At 70.8% G+C, this 16,378-nt stretch carries 4 protein-coding genes; all 4 read left to right on the plus strand.

The genetic code is table 11. The features are described 5' to 3' along the window. Nucleotides 1-222 precede the first annotated feature (222 nt). From MHN80_RS03445 to MHN80_RS03460, 4 genes are read left to right on the plus strand one after another with little or no spacing between them, the layout of a single operon-like run. Nucleotides 223-14,130 carry a non-ribosomal peptide synthetase gene (locus MHN80_RS03445; protein WP_239399561.1) on the plus strand — a complete coding sequence of 4,636 codons (13,908 nt, stop codon included), beginning with the start codon at nt 223-225 and terminating at the stop codon, nt 14,128-14,130. Further along, entirely contained in the window at nt 14,127-14,384 is a 258-nt protein-coding gene (locus MHN80_RS03450) for an MbtH family protein (protein WP_004020520.1), read from the plus strand. The genes MHN80_RS03445 and MHN80_RS03450 overlap by 4 nt, the downstream gene beginning before the upstream one ends. After that, nucleotides 14,362-15,606 (plus strand): ABC transporter ATP-binding protein, encoded by a 1,245-nt coding sequence (locus MHN80_RS03455; RefSeq protein WP_374206302.1) that lies wholly within the window; start codon nt 14,362-14,364, stop codon nt 15,604-15,606. Before MHN80_RS03450 ends, MHN80_RS03455 begins: the two co-directional genes overlap by 23 nt. Further along, a complete protein-coding gene (locus tag MHN80_RS03460) occupies nt 15,596-16,378 on the plus strand; it encodes an ABC transporter permease (RefSeq protein WP_004020522.1) in 783 nt (260 codons plus the stop codon). Before MHN80_RS03455 ends, MHN80_RS03460 begins: the two co-directional genes overlap by 11 nt.

Below are 16,378 nucleotides of genomic sequence, written 5' to 3' on the forward strand. Positions count from 1 at the left end.
ACACGGGGGGCGTGTCAGCACCGGGGGAAATCTCGGCTGCCGATCGTGAGCCGAACGATCACCATGCCTCCCGGCTCCGCAGCTCAGTCCGACAACCGCGGGCCTGACGGCAAGTCCTCGACTCCGGGCCACCCGCCCCGAGTTCGTGGACCGGAGTTCGAATCCCCACGCTCGATCCGGGTTCGACGCTGCCGTGCGGGCGCACTCACAGGGGAGGCACGCGTGACCACAGACGACGCGGTCCGGAACACCGTTGCTACCGACATCGACACCGGCCTGACGATCCCGATGACCGCCGCACAGCGCGGCATCTTCTACGCACAGCAGCTCGAGCCGGACGTGCCGATGACCATCGACGCGTACGTCGAGTTCCGCGGCGACACCTCGGGTCCACAGGCCGAGAACGGTGACGACCCCCTCGTCGACGTCGATCCGGACATCATGCAGCGGGCGGTCACCCTGACCGAGCGCGAGACCGAGGCCCCCCTGCTCCGCCTGATCCCGACCGACGACGGCGAGCCGATGATGGTGCTCGACCGGTCGCAGGGAGTGATACTCGGGCGGCAGGACTTCTCCGATGCCGACGACCCGCGCGCGGCCGCGCTGGCCTGGATCGACCGCAGGCGAAGCGCGAGCTCGGACGTGTTCGAAGACCGCATCCTGGAGACCCATCTGCTGAAAATCGGTCCCGGACACTCGATCTGGTACTGCCACGGTCACCACATCGGCTTCGACGGCTACGCGGCGATGTACATGATGCTGCGCGTCGCCTCGCACTACACCGCGATCGTGAACGGGACCCCGCCCCCGATCGCGGACACCGCGTCGATGGTCGACATCGCCGAGTTCGACCGCGAATACCGCGCGTCGGCGAAGTTCGTCGAGGACCGCGAGCACTGGGCGGCACACCTGGCCGATATGCCCGAGATGACCACTCTCACCAGCCTTTCGGCCTCGGCGGCGCCGCTGTCGGACGTCCGCTCGGCGGTGCTCGACGACACGCTCGTCGCGCGCATCCGCGAACTCGGCCGCACGCACCGGGTCCGGCCCGCCTCGGTCATCACTGCCGCCGTCGCCGCCTACGTCGCGCGCTACACCGACCGCGACGAGGCGATGCTGAGCCTGCCGGTCGCCGCCCGCGATCGCGATGTCCTCCGCACCTCGGCGGGCCTGACGTCGAACGTCATCCCGCTGCGCATCGCGCTCGACGACGACACGGCCACCCTGGCCGATCTGTTGACGTCGGCGAACTCGGAGATCAAGGTCGCCGTCCGCCATCAGAAGTTCCGGCACGAGGACATCACCTCGCAGATCCTCGGCGCGGCCGGTGCCCGACGAGGATTCTTCGGCCCGCTGGTCAACGTCATGCTGTTCTTCCAGCACATCGACTTCGGTCCGCTGAAGGGCGAATTGCACGTGCTGTCCACGGGTCCGATCGAGGACCTGTCGGTGAACGTCTACGACAGCCTCGACGGTGGGATGACCCTCGACCTCGAGGCGAACCCCAACATCTACCCGGCCGACGAGATCACCACCCATCACCGGCGCCTGGTCGACTTCGTCACCGCCTTCGTCGGAGCGCCGGTCGAGACCAGGGTGGCGGACCTGCATGTTCTCAGCGACGCCGAACGCACCGAACTCCCCGAGCGCATGACCGGGGAGCGGGTCGACCACGGCGACACCACCCTCGTCGACCTGCTCGACGACGCGGCCCGGGCCCACCCCGACGAGATCGCGATCACCGACGCGCAGGACGGCCGCTCGCTCACCCATCGCGAGTTCGCCCGCGCGGCAACGCAGATCGCCTCCGCACTCGCCCGTCGCGGGATCGGCCCCGAGAGCGTCGTCGGCGTTCAGCTGCCCCGCAGCACAGACCAGGTCGTGTCGTTGCACGGCGTCGTCCGGGCCGGCGCGGCGTTCCTGCCGATCGACCCGGCCGAGCCGGCCGACCGGCTCGGTCACATCCTCGAGGTGGCCTCGCCCGACCTCGTCATCACCGAATCGGTACTCGCCGAACTGCGCGCCGACGACGATCCCGACGCGGCCGCGCCGACGCCCCCGAGCCCCGACACGGCCGCCTACGTGCTGTTCACGTCCGGGTCCACCGGAAAGCCGAAGGGCGTGGTCATCACCCACCGCGCCATCGTCAACCGCCTCGCGTGGATGCAGTCCCGGTATGACCTCGCCACCGACGACCGCGTGCTGCAGAAGACCCCGGCCACCTTCGACGTGTCGGTGTGGGAGTTCTTCTGGCCGTTCACGACCGGCGCCGCGCTCGTCGTGCCGACCGCCGACGGGCACCGTGATCCGTGGTACCTGCGCGATGTGATCGCCGAACATCGGGTCACCACCGTGCATTTCGTCCCGTCGATGCTGGCCGCCTTCACCGCGGCGCTCGACACCGACGACGCGTCGGCGCTGACGAGTCTGCGCCGGATCTTCACCAGCGGTGAGGCACTGACGCCCTCGACGGTCGGCGCCTCGGCGACGCTGACCGCCGCACCGATCCACAACCTCTACGGTCCCACCGAGGCCGCGGTCGACGTCACCCATCACGACGACTGCCGCGCCGACCTCCCGGTCATCCCCATCGGCTCCCCGGTGTGGAACACCAGCGTCCACGTGCTCGATCACCGCCTGCGGCCGCAACCGCCCGGCGCGATCGGCGAGCTCTATCTCGGCGGTGTCCAGCTGGCCCGCGGGTACCGCTCCCGCGCAGACCTGACCTCGTCGCGGTTCGTCGCCTCGCCCGCGGCGCCGGGTGAACGTCTTTATCGCACCGGCGATCTCGTCCGTCTGAACGCCACCGGCGAGCTGGAGTACCTCGGCCGCACCGACTCCCAGGTCAAGATCCGCGGCCAGCGCGTCGAGCTCGGTGAGATCGAATCGACGCTCAGCGGCCTCGACCACGTCACCGCGGCCGGTGTGGTGATCCGCGACGATCTCATCGCCGGTGAGGCCACGATCGTCGGCTACGTCACGGGAACCGGGCTCGCCGACCGTGACCTGCGCGCCGAACTCCGCACCGCGCTTCCCGATCACATGATCCCCACCGCGATCATGGTCCTCGGCTCGTTGCCCACCACCGCCAACGGCAAGCTCGACCGGCGCGCCCTCCCCCGGCCGGATCTGCGGACCCACCGCGAGTTCGTCGCCGCCCGCACCCCGCTCGAGCGTCTCGTCGTGACCACCGTCGCCGACGTGCTGGACCTGCAGGACGAGGACGCGGCCGACCGCTCGTCGGGCAGTTCCGCGGACGCCGAGACGGCCTCGGTCTCCCTGAGCGACAACTTCTTCGAGATCGGCGGGACGTCGCTGTCCGCGACTCGGATGGCGTCGCGGCTCTCCCGGGCCACCGGCCACCGGATCGGGATCCGCACCGTGTTCGATGCCGACGACCTCGCCGGCATCGTCGCGACCATCGACGACCTCGGCGTCGACACCGACACCCTGGCCGCCGCGGGTACCGCGGGCGTCGACGAGACCGCGGGCCGGACCGCGTCCGGGGCCGTGCCGCTGTCCCCCGCCCAGCACCGCCTGTGGCTGGCGACCCGTCTGGACCCGGCGTCCTCGGCGACATACAACATGCCGTTCACCGTCCGGTTCGTCGGGGCACTCGACACCGACGCCCTCCGCGCGGCACTCGTCGACGTGGTCCGACGACACGAGCCGCTGCGCAGCGTCGTCGCCGAGATCGACGGCGTGGCCTGCATCTCCGCCACCGACCCGGGCGAGGTCGACGTCGACCTCCCGGTTCTCGCCGCCGCCGACGTCGCGCAGTGCCCTGACCGCGACTTCGCCTCGCGGCCCTTCGACCTGGCCACCGAGATCCCCGTTCGTGCACGCCTCGTCCGGACCGACGACGACGATCACCGGCTGACGATGGTCGTCCACCACATCGCGGCCGACGGCTGGTCGCTTGCCCCACTCGCCGGCGACCTGGCCACCGCCTACAAAGCCCGACGCGACGGGACCGAACCCACCTGGGCGGAGCTGCCGGTCAGCTACTCGCAGACCAGCGCCGTCCGGCATGCCTGGCTCGACGAGAGTCCCCACGCCGCAGCCGAACTCGACTTCTGGCGGGACACCCTCGCCGGCGCGCCGGGTGAGACCGAACTGCCCCTGGACCGGCCGCGGGGCCGGGACTCCGAGGTCACCGGCCGATCCGGCTCCTCGGTGACCTCGACGATCGACGCCGACACCTATACCGCGATCCGGACCATCGCCACCGACGCCGACGCCACGGTGTTCATGGTGCTCCATGCGTCGGTGGCGCTCCTGCTGCGTTCCCTCGCGCAGTCCTCGGACGTCCTCGTGGGCACACCGGTGTCCGGCCGCGGCGATGCCGATCTCGACGACCTCGTCGGCATGTTCGTCAACACGCTCGCGTTGCGCACCGACGTCGACAAGGACATGCCGTTCGCCGATCTGGTGGCCCGGGTCCGGGACACCGACCTGAACGCGTTCGACAACGCCGACATGCCGTTCGATCGGCTCGTGACGGAGCTGAACCCGGTCCGGTCGGGCAACGTCCACCCGTTCTTCCAGGTGTCGCTGGCCCTGGAGGACCGCTCCGCGATCCGCCTCGACTTCGCCGGACTCGCGGCGACCGCGTCCCGCGTGGACACCGGCCGCACCACCTTCGACCTGCAGTTCACCTTCACCGAGGTGCGCGGGGCGAGCGGCGAACCGACCGGGCTGACCCTCGAGATCGGTTACGCCACCGCACTCTTCGACCGGGGCACGGTGGCCGGGCTCGGCTCGCGACTGATCCGGATGCTGGAGGCGGCGACCGCCGACCCGAACGCACCCGTCGGCGATCTCCCCGTTCTCGACCTGCACGAGCGTCTCGACCTCGTGCCGGCCGTCGGCGACGGCCGCCGCCCGGTCGAGCACCTGACCCGGTTGCTGTCGGCGGCCGCGGAGTCCTCGCCGCACCGTATCGCGGTCACCGACGGCACGCGCTCGTTGACCTACCGCGAACTCGACACGGCGTCGAACCGGTTGGCGCGGTTGCTCATCGACGGCGGCGCCGGTCCCGAACGTCATGTGGCCGTGGCTCTTCCGCGCGGTGTCGAATGGATGACGACGATGTGGGCGATCGCCCGCACCGGAGCCGCCTGGGTCCCGATCGACCCCGCCTACCCGGCGGGCCGCATCGAACACATGCTGACCGACTCGGGAGCGCGGCTGCTCGTCACCGATCGCGCATCCGATCCCCGCGCCGGGGGTGAGGTCACCACCGTCGTGCTCGACGACCCGGACACCCGCACCCGCATCGACGCCGGATCCTCGGCGGCTGTGACGGATTCGGACCGCCGAGGCGTCCTCGACGTCGACCAGCCCGCCTACCTGATCTACACATCCGGCACCACCGGCACGCCGAAGGGCGTGGTGGTCAGTCATCGTGGACTCGCCGACTTCGGTGCGCAGCAGGTCACGCAGTACGGGATCACCCCCGGCAGCCGGACCATGCACATGGCGTCGCCGAGCTTCGACGCGTCGGTGCTCGAGATCCTGATGGCGATCTCCGCCGGGTCGACGATGCACATCGTCCCGCCGGGCATCGTCGGCGGCGCCGAACTCGCCGAGCTCATGCGGGACGCGCGGATCACGCACGCGTTCCTCACCCCGTCGGTGCTGACGACCATGTCCCCGGACGACGTGCCCGACCTCGAGGCACTCGTCATCGGTGGCGAACACCCGAACTCCGAGGTGGTGCGCACCTGGTCGTCCGGACCGAAGCTGTTCAACGCATACGGTCCCACCGAGACCACCGTCGTGGCCGCGGTGTCGGCGGCGATCAGTCCCGATTACACGACGCTGACGATCGGTCGCCCCATCCGCGGCATCTCCGCGGTGGTGCTGGACGAGCGCCTGCGCCCGGTCGCCCCCGGCGCGGTCGGCGAGTTGTACATCGCCGGCGAGCATCTCGCCCGCGGGTATCACGGTGTCCGGCCGCTGACGTCGAAGCGTTTCATCGCCAACCCGTACGGCGATCCCGGCGAGCGGATGTACCGTACCGGCGACCTCGTGCGCTGGACCGCCGACCACGAACTCGAGTTCCGCGGGCGCGCCGACCATCAGACCAAGATCCGCGGCCATCGCATCGAGCTCGGCGAGATCGACGCCGCCCTCGTCGCCGACGACGCGGTCCGCGCCGCGGTCACCACCACGCACGGCGAGGGCGATCGCGCCCATCTCGTGTCGTACGTGACGGTCACCGACGGTGGCCAAGGTCAGGCCGCGGCTGTGCGCGACCGGTTGGCGCAACGCCTGCCCCGGCACATGATCCCGTCCACGATCATCGAACTCGACGAGATCCCCACGACTCCCATCGGCAAGGTCGATCTCCGCGCCCTGCCCGCGCCCGAACCGGCCTCGGTGGGCGCCGACGTCGCGTTCATCGCACCCCGCACCCCCATCGAGCAGGCCGTCGCCGATCTCATCGCCGAGCGTCTGGAGCTGGAGCCCGGCACCATCGGGCGCGATCACGACTTCTTCGATCTCGGCGGCAACTCACTGCTGGCGACCCAGATCGTCGGCGCGCTGGAGAATCTCACCGGGCAGCGCATCCCCGTCCGCGAGGTCTTCGATCATTCGACCGTCGCCGGCATCGCCCGTCTCGCCGGCACCGACGACGGCCACGCCTCGCTCGTCGAGGCGCGGACACTGCCCGATCTGCGGCACGATCCGGACAGCCCGGCCCAGCCCGGACCCGCTCAGCAGCAGCTCTGGTTCCTCAACCAGCTGGCCGGCCTCCCGGATGCCGACGGAAGCCACCCGGAGGCCGAGACCGGCTCGCCGACTGCCGATTACGCCATCGCCTTCGCGCTGGACCTGCGCGGCGACCTCGACGTGGCCGCCCTGGCCGGCGCACTCCGGTACGCCGTCGAGCGCCACGAGATGCTCCGCACGGTCTACCCTGAGCACGACGGACGGCCCGTCCTCGACGTTCGTCCCGCCGACGAGGTCCACACCGACCTGACCGTCGACGAGACGACCGCGGCCGACTGGGCGGAGCGGGCACAGGCACTGGCCCGTCGTCCGTTCGACCTCACCGTCGACGTGCCGCTGCGCGTCGCTCTGCACCGGATCGACGGCGACGTCACGCATCACAAGCTGACTCTCGTCATCCACCACATCGCCGCCGACGGCTGGTCGATGGTGCCGTTGCACCGCGACATCACCCACGCGTACGCCGAACTGCGCGCCGCCGCCGAGAACGGCGCCGAGCCCACGCTCACCGCCACCCCGGCAGCCCTGGACTATCGCGACTACCTCCGCTGGCAGGCCGACCACCTCGAGTCCCGGACCGACCTGGCCGACCGGTGGCGCCAGGATCTCGACGGCCTCGACGTCGGACCGATCCTCCTCCCCGATGCGCCGGCCGGAACCAGCCGGACCGCCGGCGTCGTCGACATCGAGTTCGACACCGACCTGCGCAGCCGGTTGAGTGCGCTGGGTGACGGCCGGGCAACCGAGTTCATGTGCGTGCATGCGGTGTTCGCCGCGCTGCTGCACCGGTTGACGGCCGACCCGCAGGTCCACGTCGCCGGTACGCCGTCGGACATCGTCATCGGCACCCCGGTCGCCGGACGCACCGACCCCCGCCTCGCCGAGATCGTCGGCATGTTCGTGAACTCGGTCGTCCTCCGGACCCCGGTCGACGGGAGCAAGGGGTTCGCGGCGCTCCTCGAGTCGGTGCGCAACCGGGATCTCGAGGCGCTGTCGGCCGCGGACATGCCCTTCGAGCAGATCGTCTCGATGCTCAATCCGCCTCGAACAGATCGTCATCCGGTGTTCCAGATCGCCCTCGCCTTCGACGCGGGGGTCTCCGACACCCTCGAACCCGACCACACCCGGGTGGACCTGCCCGGCCTGGAGATCGTCGCCGAGGAGATCGAGACCGACGGCGTGCGGTTCGACCTCGAGCTGCGAATCCGCAGCGGTCGCGCACGATTCACCTACGCGACCGACGTCCACAGCGCCGAGCGTGTCACCGAACTGGCCCGCATGTTCGTCGATCTCGCGCGTACGGTCGTCGCGGACCCGTCCACCCCGCTCGACGACCTCGCCCTCGGCCACCCCGGCATCACCGGCAACGCGAACGTCGCCGACGCCGACGCCGATCGGGGTGACGCCGTCGAGCCGAGGCACCTCGCCGACATCATCGCCGACACCGTCATCGATCACGCCGAGCAGGTCGCGATCGAAGACGGCGACCGCACGCTCACCTACGCCGAACTCGACCGGGTGTCCGCCCGCTGGGCGCGGTCCCTGCGAGATCTCGGGGTCGGTCCGGAGGACGTGATCGCGATCGCCGTCGATCGCAGCCTGGAGTCGGTCATCGCCACCTGGGCCGTGGCCAAGTCCGGCGCCGCCGCCCTGCCGGTCGACATGCGTTATCCGGCCGAGCGGATCGCCCACATGATCGCCGACTCCGGCGCCATCCTCGGCATCAGCGGCACCGACCATCGTCGCGATGTGCCGCGCGACATCTGGTGGCTCACCCCGCAGGACCTGTGCGCAGGCGAGCGGACGGCGTTCGCGTCCCCGGCCCGCCACCTCGATTCGATCGCGTACATCGTCTACACGTCAGGATCCACCGGAAAGCCCAAGGGCGTCAGCGTGACCCACCGCGGTCTGGCCGCGTTCGCCGCGACCCAGCGGGAACGGTACGAGGTCGGCCCCGGTGACCGCACCCTGCTGTTCGCCTCCCCCTCGTTCGACGCGTCCATGCTGGAGTTCCTGCTCGCGGTCGAATCCGGCGCGACGATGGTGGTCGCCCCGACGACGATCTACGGCGGTGACGAACTCGTCGAATTCCTCGACGACCGCGAGGTGACCCACGCGTTCATCACCCCGTCGGCGCTCGCGGCCGCCGCGCCGCATCCCCTGCCGCACCTCCGGACGCTGGGTGTGGGTGGCGAGGCGAGCACGCCGGAGCTGGTGGCGCGTTGGGGAACCGGCCGTCGTTACATCAACTCCTACGGGCCCACCGAGACGACGATCGTCGCCGCGATGTCGGCCCCGCTGCACCCGGATGAGCCGATCACCATCGGCACGCCGGTCCACGAGTGCACCGCGCTCGTGCTCGACCACCGGTTGCGCCCGCTGCCCGACCACGTCCCCGGCGAGCTCTATCTCGCCGGGCCGGGAGTGGCACGCGGCTATCTCGGCCGGCGGAGTCTGACCGCCGGACGATTCGTGGCCTCACCCACCGGTCGCGGGGCCGTCATGTACCGTACCGGCGACATCGTCCACCGCGGCGCCGACGGCGCGCTGATCTACCACGGACGCAGCGACAACCAGGTGAAGGTCCGCGGCTTCCGCATCGAGCTCGACGAGGTGAGTGCCGCGCTGGCGGCCGTCGACGGGGTCGACTTCGCCACCACCGTCGTGCGCGGTGAGAGCGCATCGGCCACCCTGGTCGGCTACGTCACCCGGTCCGGCGGTAGCCCGGACGCCGAGACGCCGGAACACCAGACCTTGGACACGGCAACGGTTCTCGAGTCCGTGCGCCGTCGACTCCCCCGCCACATGGTCCCGTCCGCGATCGTCGTGCTGGACGAGATCCCGTTGACCGGCAACGGCAAGCTCGACCGGCGGGCGCTGCCGGAGCCCTCGGCGAGCAGCATCTCGTCCACCGGTCGCGCCCCGCGCACCGACGCCGAGACCGCGCTGGTCGAGATCGTCGCCGACGTGCTCGGTCTCGCCCGGGACGAGGTGGGGGCCACCGACGACTTCTTCCTGCTCGGCGGCACCTCACTGCAGGCGACCACGCTGGTCAGCCGGATCAACCGCGCGTCGATCGATGGTCGGCTGCGCGTCCGGGACGTGTTCGACAACCCGACCGCCGAGGCCCTCGCCGACCTCATCAGCCTGCCCGAGGACTGGGAATCCGCCGCTGCGGCCGACGCCTCGGCGGACCGCCCGGAGCGCCGGGACGCATTCCCGCTCGCGCCGGTCCAGCGCCGGTTGTGGTCATTGGCCGCGGCCGACCCGGCGTCGACCGAGTACCTCATGCCCTTCGTCCTGCGACTGTCCGGCGAGGTCGATGTCGACGCGCTGCGCGGGGCCCTGGCCGACGTGGTCGGGCGGCACACGAGCCTCCGGACGGTCTTCGAGGCCGTCGACGGCGCCCCGTCCGGCCGCGTGCTCGACGACCCCGAGGCGGTCGTCGGCGCGCTGACGCCGATCGTGCCCGCGAACCCGGACGCGCTCATGAGCGAGCTCGCACGTCTCGCGTCCACGCCGATCGATCCGACCACCGAGGCGCCGTTGCGCGCAGCGCTTCTCGTCGACCCCGGTACCGGTGACGACGCCGGCACCCGGCACTGCGCCGACCACGTACTGATGCTCGTCGTACACCACATCGCCGCCGACGGCGCGTCGTTGCCGATCCTCGTCGGCGACCTCGCGCAGGCCTACCGCGAACGGCGCTCCGGCCGGATCGGGACCTGGGCCGCCGCCGAACTCGACTACCGCGATCACGCCGTCGAGAGTGCAGCGGCGATCACGGCCGCCGAGGAGCTGGAGTTCTGGACCGGACATCTCACGGGTGCGCCCGCCGAGAGCACGGTCGAACCGGTGGCCGGTGGACAGCGTCGATCGGGCGGACAGGGCGAATCCGGCGCACGGTCGGTGAGCCTGCCTCTCCCGGCGCACACCCGGGCGGGCCTGACCGCCTTCGCCCGCGAGCAGTCGACGACACCGTTCTCGGTACTGCACACCGCGCTCGCGATCCTGCTGCACCGTCTCGGTGTCGGCGACGACCTCGTCATCGGCAGCCCCGTGGACAACCGCACCGGGGTGGCCGGAGTCGACCGCGACTACAGCGGCGTGGTCGGCATGTTCGTCAACATGGTGCCGCTGCGCAGCCGGCTGAGGAGCGCGGACACCGTCGCCGCGCTCGTCCGCCGGACCCGCGATGCCGACGTCGACGCCCTCGATCACCGGGGCGTGCCGTTCGACGACGTGGTGACCGCGCTCAACCCCGAACGGGCGCACGGCCGACACCCGCTCTTCCAGGTGGCGCTGTCGGTGCACGACTTCGCCGGCGGCGCACCGACTCCGGTCGGTGGTGCGGACTCCCTCGCCGGGACCGCCGTCCCGATGGACGACGACCTGCTCGCCGAGGTCGCCGAATTCGACTCGCTCGCAGCCAAGTTCGACCTCCAGTTCACCGTCACCGGCCTGGGTGCGACCGATGCCGACACCGACGCCGCCGTCCAGATCACCTACGACGCCGCGCGGTACGGCCACGACGACGCCCACCTGCTGGGGACCCGATTGATGCGGGTCCTGCGCGGGATGCTCGGCGATCCCGGACGCGCGATCGGCGACATCCGCATCACGGATCCGCTCGAGGTCGCCGAGCGCACCCCTGCGCTGGGTCCGCGCGGCAAGGCGCCGACCACGCTGGATGTCCTGATCGCCGACGCCGTGCGACGCAACCCGAACGGACTCGCCGCCATCGGCGGGTCCGCCGGGGACGGCGACGCCCCCGAGACAGTCACCTATGCCGAGCTCGACGCTCGTTCGAACCGGCTGGCGCGGGTGCTGCTCGGCCGCGGGGTCGGGGCCCACGCCCGTCCGGACGACGAGCCGGGGACCGCAGGTCCCGACGTCCGGTCGTCCCGGGAACCGGTGGTCGCGATGGCGATCAGTCGCTCCCTCGATTCCCTGGTGGCGATCTGGGCGATCGTGAAGGCCGGTGCCGCGTACGTTCCGATCGACCCGGAGTATCCGGCGGACCGCATCGCGCACATGCTGGACGACAGTGGCGCGCAACTGGTCGTGACGACCTCGTCGGCATGGGAACGCATGCGGGAGAGCTCGGCCGGCAACGACGTACCGACCCTGGTGCTCGACGCCGCGTCGACCCGGACCCGCATGAAGCACTCGTCGCCGGCACCGATCACCGACGCCGAACGGGAGGCGACGATTCGCCCGGATCAGTTGGCGTACATCATCTACACGTCGGGGTCGACCGGTAAGCCCAAGGGCGTCCTGGTCCCGCACAGCGGGTTGCGCGCCGTGCACGACGAACTCGCCGAACGGATGACCCCCGGGCCCACCTCCCGCGTGTTGCACTTCGCCTCACCGAGTTTCGACGCCTCGGTGCTGGAGATGCTGCTCGCACTGGCCGGTTCGTCGGCGCTGACCATCGTCGAACCGCACGTCTACGGCGGTACCGCACTCAGCGACGTGATCAACACGCGACAGGCGACGCATGCGTTCATCACCCCCGCCGCGGTCGCCAGCATGGATCCCGCCGCCGTGCCGTCACTGCGCGCTCTCGCGGTCGGCGGCGAGGCCTACGGAACCGATCTCGTGCGGCGCTGGTCGCCCGGTCGCACGATGATCAACGTCTACGGCCCCACCGAGACCACGATCATCACGACCGGCAGCCGTTCGCTCACCCCGAACACGCCGCTGACGATCGGCACGCCGAACAACGGCGTCGGCGCGCTCGTCCTCGACTACCGGCTCCACCCGGTGCCGCCCGGCGTCACCGGCGATCTGTACCTGACCGGCGTGCAGCTCACGCGCGGCTATCACCGCCGACCCGGCCTCACCGCCGTCCGGTTCGTCCCGGCTCCCATGGTCACCGGGCCGCGGTTCGCCGGTCAGCGGATGTACCGCACGGGTGACCTGGTCCGCTGGACCGGCGACGGCGAACTCGTCTACGTCGGCCGCAGCGACACCCAGGTCCAGGTCCGCGGGTTCCGCATCGAACTGGGTGAGATCGACGACGCGCTGGCCGCCGAACCCGACGTCGACTTCGCCGTCACGCTGGTCGACGGCACCGGGACGCAGGCGATCCTGCGGAGCTACGTCACCGCGACGCCCGGATCCGATCCGGAGCCCGCCGATCTGCGACGTCGGGTGGGGCGCCGCCTGCCCCGGCACATGGTGCCCGCGTCCGTGTCCGTGCTCGACGCCATCCCGCTGACCCCGACCGGCAAACTCGACCGGGCAGCCCTGCCGACGCCGTCGGCGTCCGCGTCGGGCCGAGCTCCGGCTCCCGGGACCGAGGCGACCGTCGCCCGCTTCTTCGCCGAGGTCCTCGAGATCGACGTCGACGCCGTCGGTGCCGACGACGGGTTCTTCGACCTGGGCGGCAACTCGCTGATGGCCACCGCGGTGACGAGCAGGCTGACCGAGCTCACCGGGCAGCACGTCGCGGCGCAGACGCTGTTCGGGGCCCCGAGTCCCGCGGAACTCGCCGACCTGCTCGACGGCGGGGCGGATCCGAACCGGGCCGACGAGCCGTCGGCATCCGGCCTCGGCACACTCCTGCCGCTGCGCCGCGTCCCGGACAGCGCCGGAAGCGACACTCCCGCACCGCTGTTCGTGGTTCACCCGGCAATCGGTCTGTCCTGGAGCTTCACCTCCCTGCTGCCTCACCTGCCCGCGGACCGCGCGGTGTACGGGCTGCAGCACCCGGCGCTCGCCGGCGATCCGTGCCCACAGACGATCGCCGACCTCGCCGAGGTGTACGTCGCGCGCCTGCGGTCGGTCTCGCCCGCGGGGCCGTACCACCTGCTCGGCTGGTCGCTGGGCGGGCTCATCGCCCACGAGATGGCCGTGCAGTTGCAGGATGCCGGTGAGACCGTCGAGCGGCTCGTCCTGCTCGACAGCTACGTCGTCGCCGAACGCCCCGATCTCGACACCGAGGCGTCGATCGCGGAACTGATGCGCGAGTTCGGACTCGACGTCCCCGACGAGATCGCCGAGAAGGGCACCGGCGACGCCGCCGAGCCCACGGTGGCGGATGCGTTCCGGGTCATCTCCGCGGCCGGCGGAGCACTCGGCGGGCTGTCCGAGGACACGCTCACGACGGTGCACGAGGTGTTCCGCCACGCGTCACCGCTGGCGCGGAACTGGCAACCCCGGGTCTTCGACGGCGACCTCACCTTCGTCACCGCGACCGTGGACGCCCACGACGGCCCACCGGCCGTCGCCGGCTGGCACGACAAGGTCACCGGTCGCATCGTCGAGGTCGAGGCCACCAGCACCCACGCACGCATGTTGCTGCCGGAGAACGTCTCCGAGTGGCTGACCGCAATCGAAACAAGCCCGGGCACACCGGGAATCGCAGCACAGGAGGAGGAATCATGACGAACCCGTTCGACGACACCGAGGGGACCTTCCGCGTCCTCGTCAACCACGAGAACCAGCATTCCCTGTGGCCGGACTTCGCTCCCGTCCCGGACGGCTGGCGCGTGGTGTTCGGCCCGTCGGGTCACGACGAGTGCCTCGAATACGTCGAGGAGAACTGGCGGGACATGCGCCCGGCCAGTCTGATCCGCGCCATGGAACGTTCGCAGGACAGTGAAAGGGAGGTCACACATGGGGCGGCACAGTATGGCTGACACGACATCGGCAGAGGCGACCACGACAACCCCGACGCCGGGTACCACCCCCGGCGCCGCCGCGCCGGCGCGGAACGCGCTCGAACTGCGCGGTCTGCGAAAGACGTTCCGCACCGGCCTGTTCGGTCGCGGCCGTCGCGTGCACGCCCTCAACGGTCTGGACCTGACCGTGCCCGCGGGCACCGTGCACGCGCTGCTCGGGCCCAACGGTGCGGGCAAGACCACCACCGTCCGCGCGGTCGCGACCCTGATGAGGCCCGACGAGGGCAGCGTCCTGGTCGACGGTGTCGACGCCATCGCCGACCCCGGCGCGGCCCGCAAGATCATCGGTGTCTCCGGCCAGTACGCGGCCGTCGACGGGAACCTGACCGGCTTCGAGAACCTGCGGATGGTCGGGCAGCTGTACGGGCTGTCGCGCGGCGAGGCCTCCACACGTGCCCGTGAGCTGATCGCCGACCTCGCCCTCCAAGACGCCGCCGACCGGCCGATGCGCACCTACTCCGGCGGCATGCGCCGACGGCTCGACCTCGCCGGCGCCCTCATCAACCGGCCGTCGCTGGTGATCCTCGACGAGCCGACCACCGGGTTGGATCCCCGTGGGCGGCGCCAGATGTGGGAGGTCATCACCGAACAGGTCGCGGGCGGCGCGACGGTGTTGCTGACGACGCAGTACCTCGAGGAGGCGGACGCACTGGCCGACGAGATCACCGTCATCGACCACGGGACCATCCGTGCCCAGGGCAGTGCCGCCGATCTCAAGGCGGCCACCGGCGGTTCGATCCTCACCGTCGAGGTCGACATGCGCTCGGGGTCGTCGGAACCGCAGGACGAGCTCGTCGCCACGACGCTGGCCGAGATCGGTCTCGGCATGCCCGAACGACTCGAGACGGAGGCCACCATTCACCCGGGATCGACGGGCACCCGATGGTCGATTCCCGTCGACAACGGAACGCGCAGTGCCGTCGAGGCCGTCCGCGCCCTCGACGCCGTCGGCATCGACGTCGTGGACGCCACGGTCGCGACCCCGACGCTCGACGACGTGTTCCTGACCCTCACGGAGCGCGACACGCACGGGACCGACGGCGACAGCGACCCCGGTGTCGATACACCGGCGGGGGCCCATGCCGATGCCGAGACCGCCGTCATCCCGAAGGTGTCCGACGCCGATCCCGACCTCTCCCACGCCCCGACGACCCGATCGGATCGACTCCATGCTCACTGACACCGCAGTCCTGGTCGAACGAAATCTGCTCACCGTCAAGCGAATTCCGACCCTGCTCATCAGCGCCACCATCCAGCCGCTGATGTTCGTGTTCCTGTTCGCCTACGTCTTCGGCGCGACGTTCGGCGGGGGTTCCTACCGCGAGTTCCTGATGGCGGGCATCTTCACCCAGACCGTGGTGTTCAACGCGGCGTTCACCACCGTCGGCCTGGCGAACGACACCTCCGACGGCATCGTCGACCGGCTCCGGTCCCTGCCGATGTCCCGGTTGGGCGTCATCAGCGGACGCGTCACCTCGGACATGCTGCTGGGGATCGTCGGTCTTGCGGTGATGGTCGCCTGCGGTCTCGCGATCGGCTGGCGGGTCCAGGGCAGCGCCGGCGACGCCGCCCTCGCCTTCGGCATCATCGGCCTGTTCGCACTCGCCATGGCCTGGGTCGGGGCCGTGACCGGCCTCGCCGCGCCGAATGTCGAAGCCGCGCAGAGCATCGGCTTCCTGTGGATGTTCCCGGTCACCTTCTTGTCGAGCGCGTTCATCTCGGCCCAGAGCCTGCCCGGACCGTTGCGTGCGATCGCCGAATGGAACCCGGTCACCGCAGTGGCGACGGCATCCCGGCAGCTCTTCGGCAACGAGGCGCCGCCCACCTTCCCCGAGGCCACCGGATGGGTCGCCGACCACGCGGTCGCGTACTCGGTCGGTTCGGCCCTGGTCATACTGGCGGTGTGCATACCTGCCTCGCTCATCCTGTACCGCCGTGCCGCCAACCGGTGA

Origin of the sequence: Gordonia sp. McavH-238-E (genome assembly GCF_022348225.1) — a bacterium.
In the GTDB taxonomy this organism is placed as follows: Bacteria; Actinomycetota; Actinomycetes; order Mycobacteriales; family Mycobacteriaceae; genus Gordonia; species Gordonia terrae.